Genomic DNA, 22,677 nt, shown 5'->3' on the forward strand with positions numbered 1-22,677 from the left:
TTGGCGAATTTGACGGTACACCCCCTCTTCTATCCGAATAGCGATTTATCTATTGGAGAGATCCTGCGAATAAGCGAGCATTCGTGAGAAAACTACATTTTACCGAGGGAGTTCAATAAAAAGGACGCTCCCGCGCCTTCGCTTGGGCTACGTCCTCCTCATTATATCCATTTCCAATTACTAATTAAAGAACGTACGCGGGTAGCATGTAGTGCTTAAACAGGGGACTTATCTTAGCCTAAGCACTAAGAAAATACTTTATTTACTTTTGACAATTGGAAAAAGAGGGCTAGATAACCGGCGAGCAAACGCCACCTTCCCTCAAATAACGGATTAGCGGACTCAGCCGCCAATCGTCGTCGTTATTTCGTGAGCACCTTGTATAACCTGCTTGCTGAGAAAATCCAGACGCTCCTCTGTCAGCTGGTCCGTCGTGACGCCGACCCCAAGAGCTCCCACAACTTTTCGCCCGAAGCCGATAATTGGAGCTGCAATCGCCGCCGTACCTTCCGTAAGCTCTGCATAGCTAACTGCATATCCCGCCTTCTTGATGCCGGGCAAAGCCGACAACAGCTGCTTGCGCTTCTCTTGGTCATCCACCAGCCGAATCAAAATCGCTTCCGCTTCAGCCAGTTTCATATTGGCCAACATCACTTTATTCGGCGCGCCAATATGCATCGCAATCCGCTCGCCCAAGCTTTCTACAACCCGGAGCTTCACCTTACCGTCTACTTTATCGATTCCCATCGAAAACTTGCCGTAAGGGATGCTTAAGAAAACCGTTTCTTTCACTTCAGCCGCCAGACGTTCCATTATCGGCCTAGCTGCCGTGCGCAAATCCATCTGCTCGACCTGCTGCAAGCCGACTTCCATCCACTTTGGCCCCGGCCGATAACGTTTCGTCTCCGGAAGCTGAACAACGAGCTCATGCCTTACCAATGTACTAATTAGTCTATGCGTCGTACTTAGCGGCAAGCCTACCCGCTCCGAAATATCTGATATCGCCCAGCCAATGCGGCTGTTGTCCGACATGAGCAGCTGAATAATTTGCATCGCGCGATCAATAGATTGAACCAATAGTATCCCTCATTCAACAGTCTCTGATCTTTTCTTCTCAAAACCTAACATACAATAATCGTTTTACGATTAATATAGGTGTCAGCATTTTGTTTGTCAATAAAAAAACAGCAGTTCACGTCACTTTACGTGACATGAACTGCATATTTACGCGGTTACCGCATCATTATGCAGCTTTAGCATGTACGGCTTTGGCGTCGGCTTGCTGCTGCCAGCCTCCATGGCATAGAGGACAACGAGCAGCGTATGCGTATTTTTCTGGATCGAGCCGTCCGCAAAATACGCTTCCAGATCAAATGGCAGCCGCTCGATAACGGCATGCTTATGCAGCTCCTTCTCCGACATGCCGAGCGCCGCAAACGAATCCGACACCTTCTCCGGCCGCTCGACGAGGCTGCGCATATGGCTTCCCCATACGGCTTTGTCCATCGTGAATTCCCACCATGTTTTGCGCGGCTTGTATTTGTGGTTGAGGAAATAGTCATATTTCATCAGCCCCATAATGACGTCCATATCCGGCCTAGCTTCGCCAGCCAATTGCTGCTCATGCTGATAGCTGTTCAGGAACGACCACAGCCGGGAAAATAAATCCTCCAGCTGATGCCCGATTTTCTGCCAGCCCCGCTCCTCCCAATAGTCGCCAAAGTCCTGGAAGAAATCGAACGGCGACGGGAAAACCTGCTCCACCAAATACATGAGCGTACGGTCCATCCGGTGCGCATTCCAATATTTCTCCAGCACATCCTCTACCCGCTTCATGCGCACAATGTCGCCGAAAGGCATCAGGTCATTGCCGAGCATTTCGTAAGGCGCACGGTCCATGTAGATGTAGCCCCATTTGTCAGCGTCATTGCGCAGCCCGGTGCCGCGCAGCATTTTCAGGAATCCGAGCTGCATTTCTTCAGGCCCGAGCGCAAACACATCGTTGAAGGTGCCTTTGAATGTATCGTAGTTTTCGAGCGGCAATCCGGCGATTAAGTCGAGATGCTGGTCGATTTTGCCCGATTCCTTCACCTTCGTCACCGTCCGCACAAGCTTGGACCAGTTCTGTCTGCGCTGAACCGCCTCATTCGTCGGATCATTCGTCGACTGCACGCCAATTTCGAAGCGGAACACACCTGGAGGCGCATGCTCAGCCAAATAGTCGAGCACCTCAGGGCGCATAATATCTGCCGTAATTTCAAATTGGAAGACGCAGCCGTTATGATTTTCGATCAAAAATTGAAAAATTTCCAGCGCGTAATCCCGCTTAATATTAAACGTCCGATCGACGAATTTAATCAGCTTCGCTCCGGCATCAATCAAATACAAAATATCCGCCTTCGTCCGCTCCTTGTCAAAATAACGCACGCCTACCTCAATACTGGAGAGGCAGAACTGGCAGCTGAACGGACAGCCCCGGCTCGTCTCAAAATAAACGACGCGGCTGGCCAAATGCGGCACATCCTCGGCAAACCGATGCGGCGACGGCAGCGTAGCCAGATCCAGCTTCGGACGACCCGGATTAACCAGCGCCTCAATATAGCCCTCGCGCTGCTTACGATAGGCGAGCCCGAATACCATATGGTACTTGCCCGCGCCCTCGATCTCGGTCAGCAGATGATGGAACGTCTCCTCGCCTTCGCCGACGACGATAAAATCAACCTCGGGAATGCGCTCCATCCAATGATCGGTGTCGTAGCTTACTTCCGGTCCGCCGAGTATGATTTTCACCTGCGGGCTGACCTTGCGCAGCATATTGATGACCGTGATCGTCTCTTCAATGTTCCAAATGTAGCAGGAGAAGCCGACTACATCCGGCTGGCGGGAGTAAATATCCGATACAATGTTCATAACGGGATCTTTAATCGTGTATTCGGCAATATCAATATCGAATTGCTCGCCGCTGTAGGCTTTCAGGCAGCGCAGCGCTAGCGATGTGTGAATAAATTTTGCGTTTAATGTGGAAAGTACAACCTTCATCTCGTTACCTCGCTCATTGTTTTGTCACTATTGTCTATCATTGTACTACAGATGAGGGTTCCCGCACAAAAGAAAAGGCTGCCGGTGGTCGCTTACGCTCCCGCCAACAGCCCGATCATTTAGCTGTGAAGATTAAGATGAAGGAATTAAATAATAAGTGCTAGTCTTTCATGCTAATATAAAGCTGGTCTTTCAGCTGCATATCGAGAACCGGGAAGCGAACCTTCCACTTGTTGTCGCCAAGCGCTGTCACTTCATTTTCTGCAAAGCCGCGCGGCTGGAAGCCGAACGTACGATCGAAGGAGATGATAACTTGAATCGTCTCGCCCGGAAGCATGCGGTTCAGCTCATGGCCAAGGTTAATGGCCCAGCTGCGAATATCGTTAGCGGAAGAGCCGCCATAATAGGTGTAAAAGCGCGGATCAATATCAGCCGTCAGCACGATCCAGCCCTGCGAATCCCGCTTCACTTCCCAATTGCTGAAGCTTGCTGTGCCATCGCCTGTCGATACGGAGCCAAATTCTTTCTTCATCAGCGCTGTGATCGTTTCCATCGAAGCGCCTTTCAGCGTATCTGGCAAAATCGCCGGCAGAAACTTCACATCCTCCTGCGGGCTTTCCGGCAGCAATCCCATCAAGAGACTTGCATGGGCAACCGATACAGCAAAGTTCAGGTCGGCCTGCGATGTATAGCCAGCGGTCGTAATGCCGACCAGATCGCCATATTCATCGAACAGCGCTCCGCCGGAGCTGCCGTGGTCGATTGGCGCACTTGTCTGGATATAAGTGAGGCCATCTTCGTATGAAATGTTACTTACCAGACCGTCAGATACCGTGTTTTGGATACCGAGCGGACTGCCGATGGCTACGACTTTATCGCCTTTCTCAGGAACCGTATAGCCTACGCTCACTGGCTCCAAATACAGCGACTCATCCGTCTGAATGATCGCAAGGTCTGAGCTTGGGCGGTTGACAACAACGCCTTGAACCTTGTATTCATCGCCATAGATCGACGTAATCGTTGCCGAGCTCGCATCCTCAATGACGTGATTGTTAGTCAAAATCCAACGATCGCCGATAACGACGCCGCTGCCAAGCGCCTTATTCGTTGTGATCAGCACGACGCTTTCGTCGTTTTGCTCAACGATTTCCTTAGGCGTCAGCTTTGTACGGTCATCCTCAGGCGTTTCCTCGTACTCCTCGTAAGCTTCTGCCCACTGCTGTTCTATGGAAGTAATGCGAACGGCTTGCGCCGCGTTATCCCATTTCACTTTGGCGCCAAGCGCTTCGGCTACGAAACGGGCCGGCACGAAGGTGGTGCCATTTTTCACGGCTGGGGCTGCATCAAGCTTAACGGTCTTCCCGTCGACAACCGCTTCTTTCTTGCCTACGGTCAGCGATACCGTCGTTGTGTTTTTGCGTACGATAATCGTCTGCGTCTTCTCCACCCAAGTGATGGAAGCGCCCAGCGCCGTGAAAATCTGACGCATCGGCACGAACGTCACGCCGTTTTTTACATAAGGGGCAGCCGGAAGCGAAAGCTTGCTCCCGTCAATATAGACTTTAATAGCCTGCGTCGTGGACGCTGCTGTCGTAACAGCGCTTGCAGCAGAAGCCGTCGAAGTCGTTCCAGCCAGCGGCGACAGCAGCAAGCCAGTAACGAGCAACGGGGCTAGCAGCGTTTTTGCTAGTTTTGTTTTCACGTATGTAGTTCCTCCAAATTTTTGTCGATTACCTGGGGCGTTTTTAATGATAGATTGAGTCCCGTCCGCAAATGATAGAGACACCAAAAGAAAGGCGGAACCTAGCCAAACAGATACTCTCATGGTACCATTTTCTGTTGTTGGTTGTCTATTGGAATGGGAGTGGGGACTCGAGAGATTTAGAGGTGGCAAAACAGTAAAACACTTTAAATAGAATTTATAATGCTCATAGTACTCAACCTATGATGAATTAAAGTTTAAAACTCATTAAGGATACGCTACTCAAAAAACAAAATAAGAAAGCATCGTCTTGTGGCATAAAGTCTGTTTTTGGCAGACTCCATTAACACTTTGCCCCCTACAAATTTTATAATATTTCTTTACAAATTCCCGTTTTTAAATTCGTAATTTTTGCGGTAAACTTCAACTAAAAGATGTTCCTCTCTTTGGGAAATGTACTCTCAACAAATAATAATCCACCAAAAGCATGGGTAATTTTTTTGCTTTTCACTTTCGTTATTCATGCTAGATTCAATTAGCGTATATCGTACTAGCGCATATCCATAAAATATGGACATGCGCTAGTACATTTAGCGATTGATCCTCTCAAAACATTGAGCCTTATTCCATTAATAATTCTTCGTTTTGGGCCTTTATTATTTGCAAGGATTGGTTCATTTGCTCCATATTAAAGCTTCCTTCTCGATTATAGGACAAAAATATTAGTTTTAACCAAAAAGCGTTTTCTTCTGCATAACTAGTGAGGGCGTTTCTAATATTATCTTCTGTAAGACTCTTAACAATAATTTTAGGTGGAGCTGCTGGAATATATTCCTTTCCCTCTTTATTCATATACCACTGTAGATTAAGAGGGGTACTTACTACTACACTATAGTTAATACCATCCTCTAATTCCACAAAAACATCAATATTATCATTATGAATATCCTCTATTTCATTTAATGGTACAGGATAATAAATTTTTATTATCTCCATGCTCTAACCTCATTATTTATAAATTTTTTTAATAATATCAATTACTGTTTGTTCATTGTGTTTATTTGCCTTTGCTAAAATCTGCATTGACCCATTTTCCATTCTAAAAAATACGCGAGCACCCTCATCTCCTCTTAAATAATTTATATTTTTAATCAAGTATTTATTACCTAATCCTGGATTAGTATTTCCCGCTAGAAACTTCGCAATAAGATCATCAGCTTCTTTTTGAACTCTAGGGTCCTTTCCCATTTCCTTGGCCGCTTTAATAAGTCTTGCTTCAGCTTTAATCAAACTTGATGCACGCGGCCCTACACGCCCAATACTTCCGATACCACCAACCATACCATCAACTACAGCATTTAAAGTATCTTCCTTACTCCCTGCTTTTTCAAACATTTTTTCTAGTTGAGCTTTAGCCCAATTCGCTACACCCTCTTTATTTTTTTTATTATGATTACCCGTTGCTAAATCAAATAAATACTTAAACTGATTATTGTTGAAATTGTCTGGATCAAACGAATATTGTGTTTCTTGACCCATGATACTTCTAATTTTCCACCAAGCATCAGTATTATGCCCTTCGTTACTTGCTATTTGAAGATAAATATCTAGCTCCATACTATTAATTTTATTTCCAGTCGGATCGTTATAAATTAACGGATTATTATGTACATACGTATATAAGTTTAAACTTAACGGGTTTGTAATTTCCCCCTCATACGTATCCTGATTGATAAAGCGCTCATACAGGATAGAAATGACGATACCTTACTAATAGAAATATCGCCACTCCATTAAATTATACAGCATTTTCCTTTGTTGTTACTGGTAAACGATACTCCGTCTTATTCTTCATCATCTTAAACACGATATTAACCAGCTTGCGCATCACGCATACAATAGCTTGTCCTTTCGTCTTGCCTCCCGCCTGTTTTTTGAGATAGTAATCCAACAATATTGGATTGCGCGGGGTTTGATTTCGCTTGGATACAACCAATTGGCGGCAAGCAAGCTGAAAAAACAATTCGTGAAGGGTTCGGTTGCCCTGACTCGTCTTCACATGCTTCACCTTACCTCCTGAGCCTACATCGACAGGAGCAACACCTGCGAACCTTGCAAGCTGATTGGCTGACGAGAAGCGATGTATGTCCCCTATTTCAGCAACCAAGCTTGCCGCGCTGACCAAATCAATACCCGTCATGCTCTCCAGCTTGTAGCCTAATCCCTCCATCAACGGCTTTAGTTCTCGCTCCGTTTGCATTATCTCTTTCTTATGGAAGCGAATTTCTTTCACCAAGCTTCTGACAATGAAATCTCGCTTATCTTGAAATTCATTCCTCTGCTGCCCGTCACTTTGGACAAGTGCCAAAATGGTAGCCGCTTTTTTCGTGGAACAAGCATAGTTGCTCAACCTCTGTAAGAAATAGGTTAGCTCCTCCAAAGAAATGTCCTCCAAGTGCAGAGGCGATGGGAAACGGTGAAAAAAGCCTAATGACGTTTTGCCATCCAACTCCGTAAAAAATTTGCGGTAGGTCGGATAATGATGCTGCAACTGTGCATGGAGTTTCTTAATCGAAAACGACAATCCCTTCGTGCTGGCTTTACGCCGCGATACCAATTGTTGAATCGCCCAATAATGGTCTAGGGGCTTCGCAATCGGAAGGCGATCCAATTCCTCCATTAATACCGTCGCTATACATTGCGCATCCCACGCATCCGATTTGACGACCGTTAGCTGACTCTTCCGTTTGGCGCTAGACAGCTTGCTGCTCACTTCTCTAACGGCAAACGACTTTCTGTCCAGAAATACAGCCAATGTCCTGCCAAAATTATTGGTATCTTCTAAACTGATTATGATTTGGCTCAGTCCCGATTTCACACGATGCTTCTCCATGATTTTCAACAGCTTTGGAAATTCCGAAGGTTTATTCGGAAACGTGTATTCAAATACCTTCTGGCGAAAAAAGTCCATACCTACAGCCGTATGCTGGTGCTTATGCGGATCAATGCCCACGTATAAATAATCCAGTCTCTCCTTCAAACACATCCATCCTTTGTATGTAAAATAATGCACTTGAGTGACTGCTAGAGAGCAGCTTGCAACCTCCCATTTCGAGCGTTAATCCGTTAGATTCGCAATGATACCTAAGCAATGCCGCCCTGTAGCAGTCACTCAAATACGTTTGATTTTAAATGACACAGACTCTTAAAGAGAGGTTTGCAACCTGAGAACAAGCGTTCACCGCTATTTTACACGATGCGCAACGATACTATAGCAATATCCATCTCTTCTTCAATCTGTTTCTTTCTCACGATGTGGCATTCATTTCATACGCAAGAAAAGCTTTCGTTAATCGTAACTGCAATAATTGCAAACGTAATTGAACTTCTGACTGATGTAAAGCGTCTAAAACTTCTTCTACTGAACACTTTTCAAACTGTTCTCCATATCGAAAAATATGATCGAATATGGCGCTTTGACAATGCTCTAACGTCTCCAAACGTTTATAGAAGCAATCTTCCTGTTCCACATAGCTGTTATAGGTCTTCATGGCTTCGTCCATGTCGTCACCGCCTATAGAATGGCTTGGTGAAGCCCTACAGCTTCAATATCGGCATAACGGTAGATGCCACTATAGAACGCTCTGCGGTCAAGAATACGCTTGATCTGCATTTTGGTAAACGCTTTGCCTTGCTGCGTTTTGTAATGTTCAAGATTCATTTGATACGCCAGTTGAGAAAGCGACCAATGCGGGAATAACTCGCGCAACTCAAACACGCGCTCCACAACAACCGCCTGTTCTGTATCAACCTCCAACACCTTTGAACCACGTTTCGCCTTATATCCGAAAGGCTTGCGACCTCCCGCATACCCGCCTAATCTGGCTTTCTGGCTGCGTCCCTTTCCGAGTTTCATCGCAATTTCCAACCGCTGGTACGCATCCAACAACTCCAGCAATCCATTCACCAAAAAATCATTGGGATTGGCTTTGTAGATGGAATAAGTGGGCTGTTCAATGGCTTTAACATCCACCTTGAACTTCTTAAACTCCCGATGAATCAACACTTTGACAATATCGCTGCGCCACAAGCGATTCGTATTCAGTACGATCACATAATCAACAGCATGGGTTGCCACCATCGCCAGCATGTCTTGAAAACCTTGGCGATTGACTTCCATCGCCTCTTCATCTACTTTTGCACCGCTGATTCCTTCATCCATAAATACATGAAGCAACTCCCAGCCCTGTTCTTTGCAATAGCATTCAATCTCTTCCTGTTGGTACGCCAACGAATACCCTTCTTTCGCTTGCCCCTGTGTGCTTACCCGTATATATCCAATGACATTCATCCTGTTTCCTCCCCTTCCGTAACAATAATCTGAATTATCGTTACGCTTATGACTACCACATCTTCATTATAGTACGGTTAAGACTACCATTCAATGATTTCCTCTGAAAAACATGGTATTATTTATTTCATAATGACGAAGGGGAAGCGCTATGAAAATAAAAATCCGACTACGAGAAATTTTGGAGGAACGGAACGTTTCGCAACGGGAACTTGCCCGAATGATGGGAATACGCCACCCGACAATTAATCACCTATGTTCCGACTCCGTAGACCGAGTCTACATCCGTACACTGGAACAAATCTGCGAAGCCCTGAATATTAAAATCCATGAACTCATTGTGGAGGAAACCGAATAGACTATCGCTCGGCTGTTTCATTTCAGGTTGCCTCGGCGGGTGAATGTGTTCCTCCCCTGCCGTAAATAGTGATTCATATTAATGATTTAAACTATCCCCCGATGGTGGGCTATCGTGGTTCTATACTTTTCTCCGCATCGGGGATTGTTTTTTCTTTGTTTTCAAGTACAATAAGAGCTATGTTATTAATATTTCATCCAACATACGGGACTTTTTATCGTTATCGGCAAAATAACGTGTCCGTCTGTGAGGATGTGTCTTTACTGGTTAATTGCCAGCGGTTTCAGACAGTTCCCTGCGGGAATTGTCATTTTTTTTGCTAACGCTTTTCGGCTGGCGAACGTGGATGATGAATACAGTCCTCTATGTGTCGCTTCGTCAAGCATATGTTGCAAGCATTGGAAACCGAGAATGGTTTCGATTTTGGATATATTAGCTTTGTTTTCCTGCAACCACGCTGTATCTATTGCGCTTTGCGTTGAGGGATATTCGATCTGACTTAGCGCTTTTGCCGTCATATAATCAAATAACGGTTTGCCGAGCAATTCAGCGGCATTTTTAGTCGATGAAAACTTCTTCATATCGCTATCGCTTGGTCTGATTTCAAGACGCAGAATACCTTTTGACTGCTCAACAACTTCAGGCAGTACTTTTTCTTTTTGTACCTGTCGCTGCTTATCATAGAAGATAATTCTGCTGCTCTTATTGGAAAACTCAACCGTCTGATCTTGGTTGTAGCTTCTTGTATTCTTAAACGCTAGCTTTTGCTTGCTTAGCATTCGTATGTACTCACTAACATCTTTGCCAACTTGAAAGTTCCAACATATATCTGCTCGGCTTATCGACCATGCCGAATGGGGAATACTAATCGAAAAGAGTTGTTGAATACGTTGCTGAACGCTCTCAAAGAAGCTAGGAATGTCATGTTCGGCAATAAGGGTTACATTGTTGCCATACAACAACTTTGGTATGGAGACTTGAATGGACAATGTCTGACTGCCATCAAGATACTTGATATATGACAATTGCTCATCATATATTTCATATCTCGTTTGGAGTACGCCCGTTTCCTTGTTTAGAAATGTAACTGACTTACAGTTCTTCATGCTTAATAATGCATCTGAATCAAGGTAAATCGGCTTTGCTTTTATCACAACCGTATCAAACATTCATTTCCTTCTTTCTATTTTCTGTATGGATTAATATTCTGGATCAAATTAGCTATGTTATAAGAAAAGAACATTTGCCTATCTCATCCTCACCTCCCTTCCGTTTTTCTTGTCTTACGCTTTCATCCACAGCAAATCATGCTTTTTCAGGAGCTTAAACAATTCGTTATGAAAGCTTTCTTCCTCTTCGTCCCATACCGAAAATCCTGTAATACCCATGAAATACATCATGGAACGCAACGCCTCAGTACGCTTATCGTGCTTCCTCTCCCATTGCAGTTGCTGCTCAGCATCCAGATTATTGGGAGCAGATTCATCTAACAGGTTTGAAGTCCTTTCCAGTATTTCATATGCTTTATTGCCCTGTTCAACAGCATAGAGTTCATTGTACAACGTACCTTGAAGCGTAAGGATAATCCTCTCTATCTTTAATTCATCGTACATCATTCGTTTATCTTCCTCATAAGGATCAATTAACCTTGTGTATTCATGTTCTTTTCCATCCATATCCGTAAAATAGTCAGGTATTTCAAACGAGTCACGTTTAGAAATTCGATTTAAATAATCCAATCTCAGCTCGATCTCTTCTATTTTCGATAACTCTTTTTGAAAGTATTCTGCTTCCAGATTGAATAGCTTAGACAGCGCTTCTAGCTTGGCTTTTGGAATGGGTCTACGCTTACTCAGCCAGTCCGTAACTGTTGATGGTGTAATCCCCAGCTTCTCCGCTAATTTCTTATATGTTCCGTTGTACAGCCTTACGATGTATTCTAAACCAATCATAAATACCCTCCCCAAATGACGTGACGATACGTCTTAACACAATATAGCACTGACGTTTCAATACGTCAATAGGGGATTAGTAAATATTTTAAGCAAAAAAAGAAACCACATGGAGTTGTTACACTCTCATGTGGTAAAGATATTATTGGAATAACTCTAATGCCTCTTCAAGAAATTCATCTTTATTGTTCTCAATTTTTGTTTCGATAATATTTATGCATTGGTTTCTTGTTTCTTCTGAAATTCTATCTACAATAGAAGCCAATAACTGAAACGAATGTCGGCTAACCTCAAAACTTGAACTATCTAACAAATTTGTTAACAATTCAGCATGCAAGCAATAATCGAGATTCTCTAAAGCATATAATAAAGTCCCTCTGCTTCCTTCAGTTTTTGGATTTGTTAATAATTCTATTATAGGCTTTACCACAATATTATCTCCAATATCAGATAATGCAATTGCAATTGAATTTCTTAACATTTTGTTTTCAGTGCTTCCTAAATGTTTTAATAATATGGGTAAATATGCTCTATTTCTCATTTCACCAATATTTTCAACCATTGAAATAGCCATTTCAATGTTTCCTTCACATATATATTGATCTAGGTTCTTTAAATCCAAAATATCAACTCCTTTATTTAACTCTTGGCTTACCAATTGATACCCAGTAATCATATACTGCTTTTGCCTCATTGGAATCATCTATATCATTACCACCGAACTCTTTTTTCCCTTGCCTATGCCACCAATTTTGAAAATCTTTATCATTATAACCATACCATTTATCTCTGGACGATTTAGAACCACCTCTAAGCTCTCTCCCTTTTTTTATAGCTAGCATAGCTGTAATACCTTGCTTAGCTAACTTTTGTCCCCAAAGAAAACCACTAATAAAATCAGGGAAACCTCTATTAATTTGATCTTCCATGTAGTTTGTGAGATGCCTGTCTCTCAATCTTAACTGTGTTTCCCGATCAAGGCTATAGTAGTAATCATTATCTCCTGCTAGCCATCTAATATAAGAGTAGTCATCAGTATACAAACTCCAATAGTTACCTGAATAAAAAGAATACATGCCGTTACTACTGGAACCTAATTTACCTACAACAAAACCATTTTCGATAATTGGCCTACCTGCAAACTTACTATCTTCACCCAAATAAAGACTATCGTCTGAACGACAAGCCCCCGCTTGAGCCCAGTTGCCATTTTGTGAAACACAGTAATTTCCTGATGGGTCAGCATACATTAATGGACTATTAAGAACGTAAGTATAGAGGTTGAGGGACAATGGATTTTCAATCTCCCCTTCATACGTATCCTCATTTATAAACCGTCCTATACTCGGATCATAATACCTTGCACGGAGATAGTAAAGTCCGCTTTCCTCATCATATACTTCTCCCGTATACTTAAAGGGATTCGGCATCCCTTCTGTCTGCGAAAGCATATTTCCCCAGATGTCATAATCATAAGAGTTTATGGTTTTTCCGCTGTCATTAGTAATTTTCACTACATCTCCATGACCATTATACGAATAGTATCCTTCTTTTCCTGATACATAGTCTTGTCGATACAGCAACTCGTTGCCCCAGACATTTCGAGCCTTTACGTTACCACTTCCATCGAGCTCTTCAATGATATGACCATTTAGATAAACGTATCGAGTTAATTTCCCATCTACTTTCTTCGTTGCCCGGAGACCATCACCGTAATACGAATAGATAGCTTGTTTACCATTTGAAGAGGAGTACGTTTTAAGCATGTTCAAGGCGTTATAAGTATACGTCGTCGTGTCCTCTGTTAATTCAGGTGAATTTCCACTCACCGTCAAACGATTACCTCGATCATCGTACGTATACATACGTTGGCCTTCTGCGGTGTTCTCCTCCTTGATTCGATTAAGCGCATCATAACTGAATGCCTGAGTCGAGCCATTTCGATTAATGCTGGTAATGTTACTAAAACCATCATATCCAAACGTTTCATTCCAGTTGGATACGTTCCCAGGCGAAGCTTGAGTGTATGATTTCAATTCTCCAAAACTATTTGTTTTTCTTTGCTGCGTTACACCATTGGGATACGTCAATGTATTTGTATACTCATTTTGACCTACCGTATAGTTATATCCTACCGTGCCCATATCCGGTGTCGTTACTGTCAACAAACGGTCCAAGATATCATAAGTATAAGTTACTTTTTGATTATCTGGATACTTCAATGCAGTCATGCGATCAAATCCATCATATTCAATTCCATATTGTCGACCTGCCACCGTTTGACTGCTCAGACGTTTCCACAAATCATATTGATAACCTAGCGTTTCTCCTTCTTTTGTAATTGTAGCCAATGGAAGACGCGTAGCCGAATCATAGTTATATTGCTCCCAGTAGGTCTCTGTTCCAGCCGAATCTTTTACTGTTAATCGATTGAGCTCATCATATGGCGTATACGAATATTGATGTTTTTGCAGCATTTCGTCGGTACGTGTATCCAATAGTCCCGTATTCGTATACTGGAAGCTTTCTTTTTTCCCTTCTGCATTCGTCTTCGTCAATTGCCAACCAACTTCGTTATATTCGCTTTGCTTTTGCAGCTTATCATTCGTATAAGTAGCAATAAGCTGGCCCATGCGATTATACACATAACGATTGACCTGATTGTTGTTATCCTTCAAATAGATCAGATTTCCATTCGTATCATAGCTGTACTGTGTCGTTTGCGTAACACCATCTGCAATGACTTGACTCTGTGATAAGGCTCCAAGCGGAGTGTATGTGTTTAACACCGTTCTCGTCTTTGTTCCAGCTTTCTCCACTTGCTTTATTGTTCTACCCAAACGATCCTGGTAATTCCAGGCTTCTTTCCCATCCGGACTAACTACTTTAGTCGTGTTTTGCAAATAATACGATGAGCCATCCAGCTTGGCCGCAGCGTTCGAAAAATAAGTATTCGTTACTTGACCCAATGGGTCCGTTACTCTTCTAACTTCACCATTACGATCATAGGTATATTTTACTTCTTTTTCAGTCACCCCAAACGGTAATGTGCTTTTCAATACCTTACCTGTCAGATTCGTTTTATTCACAACAAGCACACGAGAACTGTTCCCTACGACTTGCTCTTGTCTTTCAACATCGCCATAAGGGGTATAATACGTATTCAATTTCTCTCCATCTGGCTTTGTTTGCACAACAAGGCGCTGAGCGTCATTATAAGAATAGCTCGTCGTTCGAACAGCTCCAGGATTCGCCGCAGATGGAGTATAACTTTCGGTCGCCAACCGGCCGCTCAGATCGTAGCTATACGTAACTAGACTGCCATCGGGGAAAGTCTGCTTCTTTAGCTGATCCTTGTTATCATACTCATAATGCACAACTAGCGGAGTAGGCGTCTTTCCTTTTCCTAAAGTGACATTCGTTGTTTCTTTAATCACATGCAGGTTGCTGGCATCATATTGCAGATCCACAATTGTTTCTGTAGGCTGCTGGTCGTACTGACTGCCTGACCCGGTCGTCCGAATACGTGTTGGCTGCTTGACACTGTTATAATTTAAATATTCCATAATCGTTTGATCCTGGCGGGCAACCGCTTGTGCAGCAGGATCCCGATAAGTTCCCACCTGCGTTGTACGCAATAACGTTCCATCTGCATTATAATCGTACGCTATTTCCGTTTTCGTTAATCCATCTGCTGCTGTCTGCTTCTGAGAACTAATTTGATGAAAAGGACCACCATACGTTATTTCTGTTTTGTTCCCATACGGATCTTCTTGATAGATGACATAGCCGTAATTATCATATTCCGTACGGTAAAGCGTTGCATATTTGTCCAAATTATTGGGCAAGGTGCGCGTATTGCCATACCACAAAAATGTGTTAATATCCGCCGGTTTATTATCTAGTCCAAATTGTTTAGTTAAATACGGCTTCGTCTTCCCCGCATCATATTGATAACTTTGCATCTCTTGTCCAGAGACACCATACTTCGTATCTCCCTCCTCCTGAAACAATCCATTATCATAATAGAAAGGTACCTTCATTTCATAATTCGCAACGAATGATCCCTTACCTATTGGACGATAGCTATAACTCAGTCCTTCACTATACTCTAAGAAGTCTAAACTAATGGACACCTCTGCCTCAGGCTGACGAAATTTATTGCTATTTTTCAAGCGAAAATTTTCTACAATGCCTCCTGTTTTCGGAGTGGACCAAATTTCTTGCGCAACCGATCCTTTTAATGCAACATATTGGGTAAGCGCCTTTTTCTCACCGGCTTGATTAGTATAGCTATAATACACATTCGTTACCGGGTGATAGCCAATATAGGTTAGGTTCCATGGATCCAAGTACAATCGCATCGTCCCTCTTCGCTCTTCTCTTTTATACCCATTTGTTTCCATAAACCAATCCCAATTGTATTGACGATATTTAAATTTGGTTTCTAATCCACTGGAATCAGTAGCCTTTTCTAATAGCAGATAATAGATTTCACCATGAACCGCATTATCACGTTGAATAATAGGGCTTGCTTCCGCACCGTCTAAAAAATCCAAAACGGGTTGACCATTTTGAGTGTAATAGAAATAATCGTCCTCAAAGTTGAAATCCGCTCTAGTTGTAAGATCGGGAGTAAGATAGGTATACGACTTTAAGGTTTTGCTAGCTAACAAATCAACTACACTATTCAGCTTATAATATAAAATGCTTCTTGGCTTCTCATCGTTTCGATACTGATCGTAGCTTCCGAATACATATGTTCTAGCCTGAAGGACAGGATTATCAGAAGTAATGTTATATTTCATCTTATGGGTCACATTCCCTTGCGGGTCAGTTACCGTAAATCCCTGTATGCCATAAGGCTGAATGCTATAAGGCCCATCCGTCTGAATCTTTCGTCCAATGGAGTCTGTAATAATGATTCGATTAGCCGAATATTGATAGTCATACGTAATTTGGTCGCCATAACGATTGCTTTTAGATAATATTTGCCCATCGCTATTAAATTTATAAGTGATTTTATCATCTACAACCAAGCTGTAACCCGTTCCATTATGGAAATAGGTCACATTGCTATATGGATTGTTATAAGGGGTCTTTATATTATTTCTGAACTCATATGAAGATCCATCGTCCAGATCGAACGTAATTGTATCGGTTGTAGAATAAGTAGCACGGTTGTAATAATTAACATTAGTGCTGGTTAAAGTAGAGCCTATTGTCGCACTAACGCTTCCCTCTGTCATTTTAGGAATATTCAAAGACCAGCCTGTTGCAATAAAGCCTAAATCATCGCCATAACCGTAATCATAGTAGCTAGGATATGGAAAATTGCCCAAACAATCTGGAGCTCCAGCCGCATATAAAGAATTATCAGGATGACAGCTTGGATAGCCTATATCTCCATCTAAACTTGGCTGCATAATTTTTGCACTCATTGAACTATAGCTGCGTACTAAGGTGAAATCCAAGCCATTTCTGCCTGGCAAATATAAATCGACATCTTTTTGATTACTTGTCTTATAAATAGGGTCAACGTTTCCATCTGTATTTGATTGATACTTAAATTCGCTATTCTTCTCAGTGAAACGATAGCTATTTCCTGTGCTTGCAATAGCTACTTTACCGCTTGCTTTAGCCTGAATGCTGCTATAAGTGGATTGTGTCACACTCTCGTGCTGCTCTACGATTGCTTCCAATTTCGGATTTCCGTCCGCTTCGATAAAAGGAGCTTCCACAGGTGTATTCTGTGAAGCCAGTACTTCCTCACGATTGTGGTCATAATCGTACTGTTGCATCGTTAGAGGCGTAAGCTCTCTTAATAAAGCACGTTGTTCCTCCGAAAGTTTTATAATCAGCGCTGGAAGCTCTTTTCCATTCCAGTCTAATACTTCGAAAAATTGTTCGGTATCCAAAAGCGGTGTCAATTCGGTATAGAAGTAAACCGCCATCTTTTTCATATCGGCCGTATACTGCTGAGTAATCGTTTCTACTTGCTCCTCTGAAAAAATACCCCATTTTTTCTCATATACCGACTCGTCGACAGAGAGTTCCCCATCAAGCAAAGGATTAACATCAGGAACATAGACGGATTCTTCTACCGTTACTGCAGCTTCACCGGTTTCCAAATTAGCATAGGCAACTGGATTTCCCATGTCTGCGAAAATAGATAATAGCAAGCTAATGACTAATAAATAACTTATGACCTTCTTCAAGTTGACCGATCTCCTCTATTTATCTAGTAAAATAATAAAATCATCGATATAAAAGCTGCTCGTTGCATTGTTGCTTTCTACGTATAAAGAAAGATTTTTTGCGGCAATATCGCTATATTTATAAGTTCCGTTAATGATGACCCATTCGCCATCTGTTACCGTTGCTGCACTAACATTTTCGTAGAAATGCGTGCCGTTTGGAGATTCACGATGGATAGTAAACAACAAATCTGATGGTGCTGTACCTGAAACTAATCTTACAGCTGCCTTGATTTGATATTTAGTATCTGGTTTAATCAGGCTTGTTAGATCAAGAAGCGGACCTTGCCACTGAGCGGTTCGATTGGTTACCTTCATGCTTCTAACTCCATTTTTTGCGGTATCTCCTGAGATTTGAAGCGTTACTCCTTCTCCTTGAGCCGTCCAGCCCTGCAACGTTTCATCTTCAAAATCATGACTGACGACAGGCGGGGCTTCTACATATTTCTCTACTTTGAACTCATCTAAATAAAAACTTGCAGTCGCATTAGAGCTTTCCATATATATAATTAAATTTGCTATTGAACCAGTAAAGGTATATTTCCCTTCAAAAACAACCCATCCATCTGTTGTCACGTGACTTGCACTGATATTATCGTAGTGGGAAGCACCATTTCCGTCTCCCCTGTTCATTGTAAGTAAAATATCAGAAGAGGTTGTTCCTTGAGGAAGAAGGAGTTTGCCCGAGATCGTATAAGTCACACCCGGCTTCATATAACTGGTTAAGTCAAGAGCAGGACCTTGCCAATTCGCATTGCGATTTGTTATTTTCAGACTGTGGCTTCCCTCGCTTGCTGCCTCATCTGTATTCGTTACCAATACTCCATCTCCCTGAGGGAACCAGCCTTGTGTAGTTCCATCCTCAAAATTATGAATAAGCGGTGCCGGCCCCTCCGTGTATGCTTCTAAGCTAACATTATCAATAAAAAATGAAACATTAGGACTAGCACTCTCCAAATATAAATACATACTCGTTGCCGGTTCATTTAATTGATAAATGCCCTCAAGCGTGACCCATCCTCCAGAAGTAACCATTTTGGTACTAATATTATCGTAGTAGCTATTACCATCTGGCATTGTTCGATGAATGGTCATCATCACTTGAGATGCAGCTGCACCTTGTGGAAGACGTACAAATGCTTTAATTTGATAACTCTTTTGTGCCACTATATTATTTTTCACATTAAGAATAGGGCCATGCCATGTAGCATTTCGATTGGAAACTTTCAAGCTTTTGTTTCCCCCATGCGCTGCCTCTAAGGAAGTATTGAGTATTACCCCTTCCCCTTGCGGTAGCCAGCCCTGCACATTGTCACCTTCAAAATCAAAGTACAAATTACCAGATGGAATAGTAGGTGGTACAGTCGTATCATCTATTCCTGATTTAATAAAGGTCTTGGATAATGTATTGCCATTAGCATCATATTTAAAAGTGTATGAGCCTTTTTTTGTATCCAATTTAATTAATCTACCATTTGCATCATAATTATATTCACTTGCATGTTTAATATTATTGATGACCAACTGCGATACTTCGGACACATTTCCTAGTTGATCTGCTGCCCTAGCATATATAATCGTGTTGTAATCAATATGCAGCTCTTTCGTATACGGCTGCCAAGTGCCGCTGCCAATTCGAAACTCTTTTTTTGTTGAATCTGAAGAGTAATTAATAGTAACTGTATAATCATAAGCAGGTTCAGCCGGACTTTTCAAAATAACGGGTTTAGTTGGAGGATCTCTGTCAATATTGGAAATCTGTATGGTTTTCACTGACATTAGCCCTGCATTGTTTTTTGCATATACGGTATATGTCCCATTTTCATAAACTTGAAAATTTGTTGAAAAGCTTGATATTGAGGTACCTATTCCATTTTGAGACATATACGCAGCACTATAATTACCTAGAGCATATTTTTTATCTAATATACCAAGCTTATCTGTAATATTTGCTGTAATGGTTACGAAACGAGCAAGCGCTGTCGTGTTAACACCTAAATCAATTTGTGGCGGAGTTGTATTTTGAAAATAGCCTATACTCGATACATGCCCAAATTTATCTGCACCTACCGCTTCAATTCCGCTCGTCGTTGATAAGGGGACTGTGTAATTTTGCCATACTCCTGAAGCAATACGGTATTTTCTATGAATCGCATTCTCAGGAAATATAACAGAAACTAAATCGCCACTTTTAGAGAAAGTCGGTGTAGTTACAGTACCAGCAACAAGTCTGCTTATGTTCTCCTGATATATTTTTTGGATCGATCCCGTATTTCGGTATTGCGTCCAAGTAACGACTAAAACAGGTTGAGGTATTGAATAACTATCGATAATGGTCTGTACAGTAACATTATTGATAGACATAATATAGACATCATAATCCTCAACCTCTTGTTTCGTATTCACTAGCGTCCTAGTCCGTTCTACTCCATCAATATAAATGTCAATATAGTCTTGATTATGACTAACACTAAAAGTTTTCCCTTCGTATGCAACAGAGGTAGCAGCAAATACAGCTTTTGGTGCAGGTAATACAGATAAAATCAATAATGCACATAATAGTATGATACTAGGAGTTTTAAAGAATTTACTCATTATCTCATTTCCCTTTCATCTAGCTGTAATAAAACGCTGCTTTATCCACATAAAAAATCCCCGCAGCATCTGCTTCATTGGCTCTTAGTAAGAAATGCAGCTTTGCAAAACTAGCTTGGTTAGGCGTTTGCCCTTGATTCTCTAGCAACATATATTGCCCATTCGTTAGTACAGCATTGGTTATATTGCTCGAAATATAATTTCCGGAAAAATCAAAGAAATCAATATACAATTGCAGCTTTGAGTTATGAAGCATTTCCACATTTACATGACCTGACACTTTAAAGGATAGATTCGGTTTAACTATGAAGGTTTGAGAAATGCTATAAAATTCTTTTTTAGGAATCCAAGAGCCGGCTACCTTCTGCGACTTACCCCCTTGATAAATTAGTGATTGACTATTAATAGCTAACAAGCTAAGCTTTTTTATCAAGTTTCCATTTAAATCATATTTATAAAAGGTGTTTAATCGTTTTTCATTTTTAGCTTGGGTCGAATAATTAAGCAAGCCTGAACTGGAGTAAACATTCATTTGTCCATCAGGCTGGAACTGATACTGAATCACCTGATTAACCTCAATCGAACTTACAGGCTTCACAAGCTTCCAATCCTGAACAACATTTTCCCCGAATTTTTCCCGTTCAAAATTTGCATTACGCAAGAGATTGGATTCCTGACTAAATCTCATGTCATCTACGAAGAATGTGCCCGCTCCGTCTGAATCTAGCGAACGGATAATAGCGTATATTCGAACAAACACTGCGTTTTGCGGCACTACCCCCATATTAGAAACATTAATATATTCGCCAGAGGTCGTAACAGGGATGTCGATGATATTGGCCGAAACAAATGAATTAGTAGTTGAAAAATCTAAATATAGCTGTACCTTGGCATGATGAATTTGATCAACTTTAAATCGTCCGCTTACTGAATAGGCTTCACCAGGGGTGACTTTTAAAACTTGACTGATACCTACATACTGATTATTAGCTAACGTAGAAGTCGTAATTTTTTGTGCATAAAGCCCATCCGATACTTGATCTGTAACAAGCTCAAATCCAGAATGGGCACTGCTTGTATATAACCAGCTGTCTGCATTCATGCCCGAATTATTATTTCCCTGATTTAGTAATTCAAAGCTGCCATTTTTCAATTGATTTTCTTCGGCCGCATATTCAAAATTTATATTATCAATATAAACTACACCTGAAGCATTATCATTTTGTGCCCTAATCATCACATGCAGAGTAACACTTGTCGTTGATTCAGGTATTTCACCAAAACCAGATATTGTCGCATAGCCTCCGGAAGTAATATTTTCTAAATCTACTATTTTCGCGCCCACAAAACGGCTTCCATTCATAAAGTCTGCATAAATTTGGACCTTGGCATTTGTTAAAGATTCAACTAATACTCGACTATTAACATTAAACAATTGTTTTGGGGAAACATTAATCACTTGATATATACTGCTGAATTCGTTTTTCTTTAGATTAGATACCGCTATTTTTTGAAGCTTTTTTCCAATTGATGATGGGTTATCCACTAATGAAAATTGAGAAGTATTAGAATAAACCTGGGACCATGAGTTTGCTAGATTATTGCCCGGTGTAGACTCTTTAAAATCCGAATTCACAACTAAATTTTTGTCAGTTGTATATGCTAATTTAATAGAATCTACATATATGTTGCCCGCTCCGTTACCTCCTGTAGAACGAATTAATGCATAAATCCTCATTATAGTAGCTTTGTCAGGAATTTTATCATGACCAGATAGAGTGATAAAACCATTTGTACTTATTTGAGGAAGTTCAAGTACTGTTGAAGAAAGATAGGCATCAGGGCTATAAAAATCAGCATGGAGTTCAGCTTTAGCATTCGACAATGATTGGATGTTAAAGCGTCCACTCAATACAAATGGAGTGTTCGGAACTACTTCAACAATCTGATCCACAGAAACTGCATTACCTATAGCTAGATTAGATACCGTTATTTTTTGAGCCTTTGAGCCGCCTATCCCTTGATTACTGACTACACTAAAATCTGCAGCACCATAAATCCCCCAATTTTTAGCCCTTCCATTTTGCTCCATCAATTCAAAATCTGAATTTATAATAAGGTTTTCATTATTATGCGCTAATAATGCCTCTTTGGATGAATTTGATAAGTTCGCAAATGTCTTTGGAGTAAGTGTTGCTATAATTGAAATTAAAAGCAGTAAAGTGATAGTTATTTTTTTATAACTAAAATCGGTAAGCATAATACCCCTCCAATTCGGATAATCTCGAAAAATCCAATAATTATATAAAGTAAAACCTATAAAGTGGCATATATTATTTCCCTACGCAAAAAGACCCAGTGATAAATATATCATGGTTATATCCTTTTATTCATTAGGAGATTTTGTCGAATTTTGTCTTTAG

The 22,677-nt window shown here is 41.4% G+C and carries 15 protein-coding genes; 1 reads left to right on the forward strand and 14 read right to left on the reverse strand.

All coding sequences use genetic code 11. The features are described 5' to 3' along the window. Positions 1-342 precede the first annotated feature (342 nt). The 8 genes from AC50X8_RS08595 to AC50X8_RS08630 all read right to left on the reverse strand — a co-directional run bounded on the left by AC50X8_RS08595 (position 343) and on the right by AC50X8_RS08630 (position 9,092). Positions 343-1,077: an IclR family transcriptional regulator gene (locus AC50X8_RS08595; RefSeq protein WP_494857628.1), complete on the reverse strand. Its 735-nt coding sequence runs from the start codon at positions 1,075-1,077 to the stop codon at positions 343-345. Positions 1,078-1,224: 147 nt separating this feature from the next. Next, on the reverse strand, positions 1,225-3,039 hold the full coding sequence (locus AC50X8_RS08600) for a B12-binding domain-containing radical SAM protein (RefSeq protein ID WP_056043096.1): 1,815 nt from the start codon (positions 3,037-3,039) through the stop codon (positions 1,225-1,227). 160 nt (positions 3,040-3,199) lie between these two features. Next, positions 3,200-4,741: a stalk domain-containing protein gene (locus AC50X8_RS08605; protein WP_494857626.1), complete on the reverse strand. Its 1,542-nt coding sequence runs from the start codon at positions 4,739-4,741 to the stop codon at positions 3,200-3,202. Between the two features lie 621 nt (positions 4,742-5,362). Then, the gene (locus tag AC50X8_RS08610; RefSeq protein ID WP_494857624.1) at positions 5,363-5,737 is read right to left on the reverse strand and encodes a hypothetical protein; all 375 of its coding nucleotides are present in this window, start codon (positions 5,735-5,737) and stop codon (positions 5,363-5,365) included. Between the two features lie 12 nt (positions 5,738-5,749). Beyond that, entirely contained in the window at positions 5,750-6,358 is a 609-nt protein-coding gene (locus AC50X8_RS08615; RefSeq protein ID WP_494857622.1) for a hypothetical protein, read from the reverse strand. Positions 6,359-6,539: 181 nt separating this feature from the next. Beyond that, a complete protein-coding gene (locus tag AC50X8_RS08620) occupies positions 6,540-7,781 on the reverse strand; it encodes an IS110 family RNA-guided transposase (RefSeq protein ID WP_494857620.1) in 1,242 nt (413 codons plus the stop codon). A gap of 268 nt (positions 7,782-8,049) precedes the next feature. Further along, a complete protein-coding gene (locus tag AC50X8_RS08625) occupies positions 8,050-8,304 on the reverse strand; it encodes a hypothetical protein (protein WP_494857619.1) in 255 nt (84 codons plus the stop codon). Positions 8,305-8,315: 11 nt separating this feature from the next. Then, positions 8,316-9,092, reverse strand: coding sequence for a recombinase family protein (locus tag AC50X8_RS08630; RefSeq protein WP_494857617.1), 777 nt, complete (start codon positions 9,090-9,092; stop codon positions 8,316-8,318). 151 nt (positions 9,093-9,243) lie between these two features. Between AC50X8_RS08630 and AC50X8_RS08635 the strand changes: the two genes are divergently transcribed. Then, the gene (locus AC50X8_RS08635) at positions 9,244-9,450 is read left to right on the forward strand and encodes a helix-turn-helix domain-containing protein (RefSeq protein ID WP_338552529.1); all 207 of its coding nucleotides are present in this window, start codon (positions 9,244-9,246) and stop codon (positions 9,448-9,450) included. 260 nt (positions 9,451-9,710) lie between these two features. On the opposite strand, the gene AC50X8_RS08640 is transcribed toward AC50X8_RS08635, so the two are convergent. The 6 genes from AC50X8_RS08640 to AC50X8_RS08665 form a co-directional block, all read right to left on the reverse strand. Then, entirely contained in the window at positions 9,711-10,619 is a 909-nt protein-coding gene (locus AC50X8_RS08640) for a hypothetical protein (RefSeq protein ID WP_494857615.1), read from the reverse strand. Positions 10,620-10,733: 114 nt separating this feature from the next. Beyond that, positions 10,734-11,402: a helix-turn-helix domain-containing protein gene (locus tag AC50X8_RS08645; protein WP_494857613.1), complete on the reverse strand. Its 669-nt coding sequence runs from the start codon at positions 11,400-11,402 to the stop codon at positions 10,734-10,736. A 142-nt stretch (positions 11,403-11,544) separates the two neighbouring features. Then, positions 11,545-12,060 (reverse strand): HEAT repeat domain-containing protein, encoded by a 516-nt coding sequence (locus AC50X8_RS08650; protein WP_494879336.1) that lies wholly within the window; start codon positions 12,058-12,060, stop codon positions 11,545-11,547. Continuing rightward, a complete protein-coding gene (locus AC50X8_RS08655; RefSeq protein WP_494857610.1) occupies positions 12,038-17,620 on the reverse strand; it encodes an RHS repeat domain-containing protein in 5,583 nt (1,860 codons plus the stop codon). Before AC50X8_RS08655 ends, AC50X8_RS08650 begins: the two co-directional genes overlap by 23 nt. A gap of 15 nt (positions 17,621-17,635) precedes the next feature. Continuing rightward, positions 17,636-20,254, reverse strand: a complete 2,619-nt coding sequence (locus AC50X8_RS08660; RefSeq protein ID WP_494879338.1) for a carbohydrate binding domain-containing protein — start codon at positions 20,252-20,254, stop codon at positions 17,636-17,638. 19 nt (positions 20,255-20,273) lie between these two features. Then, complete coding sequence (locus AC50X8_RS08665) at positions 20,274-22,514, reverse strand: hypothetical protein (RefSeq protein WP_494879339.1); 2,241 nt, start codon at positions 22,512-22,514, stop codon at positions 20,274-20,276. Between the last annotated feature and the right edge of the window lie 163 nt (positions 22,515-22,677).

This window comes from Paenibacillus sp. JT22N15 (assembly GCF_059383755.1).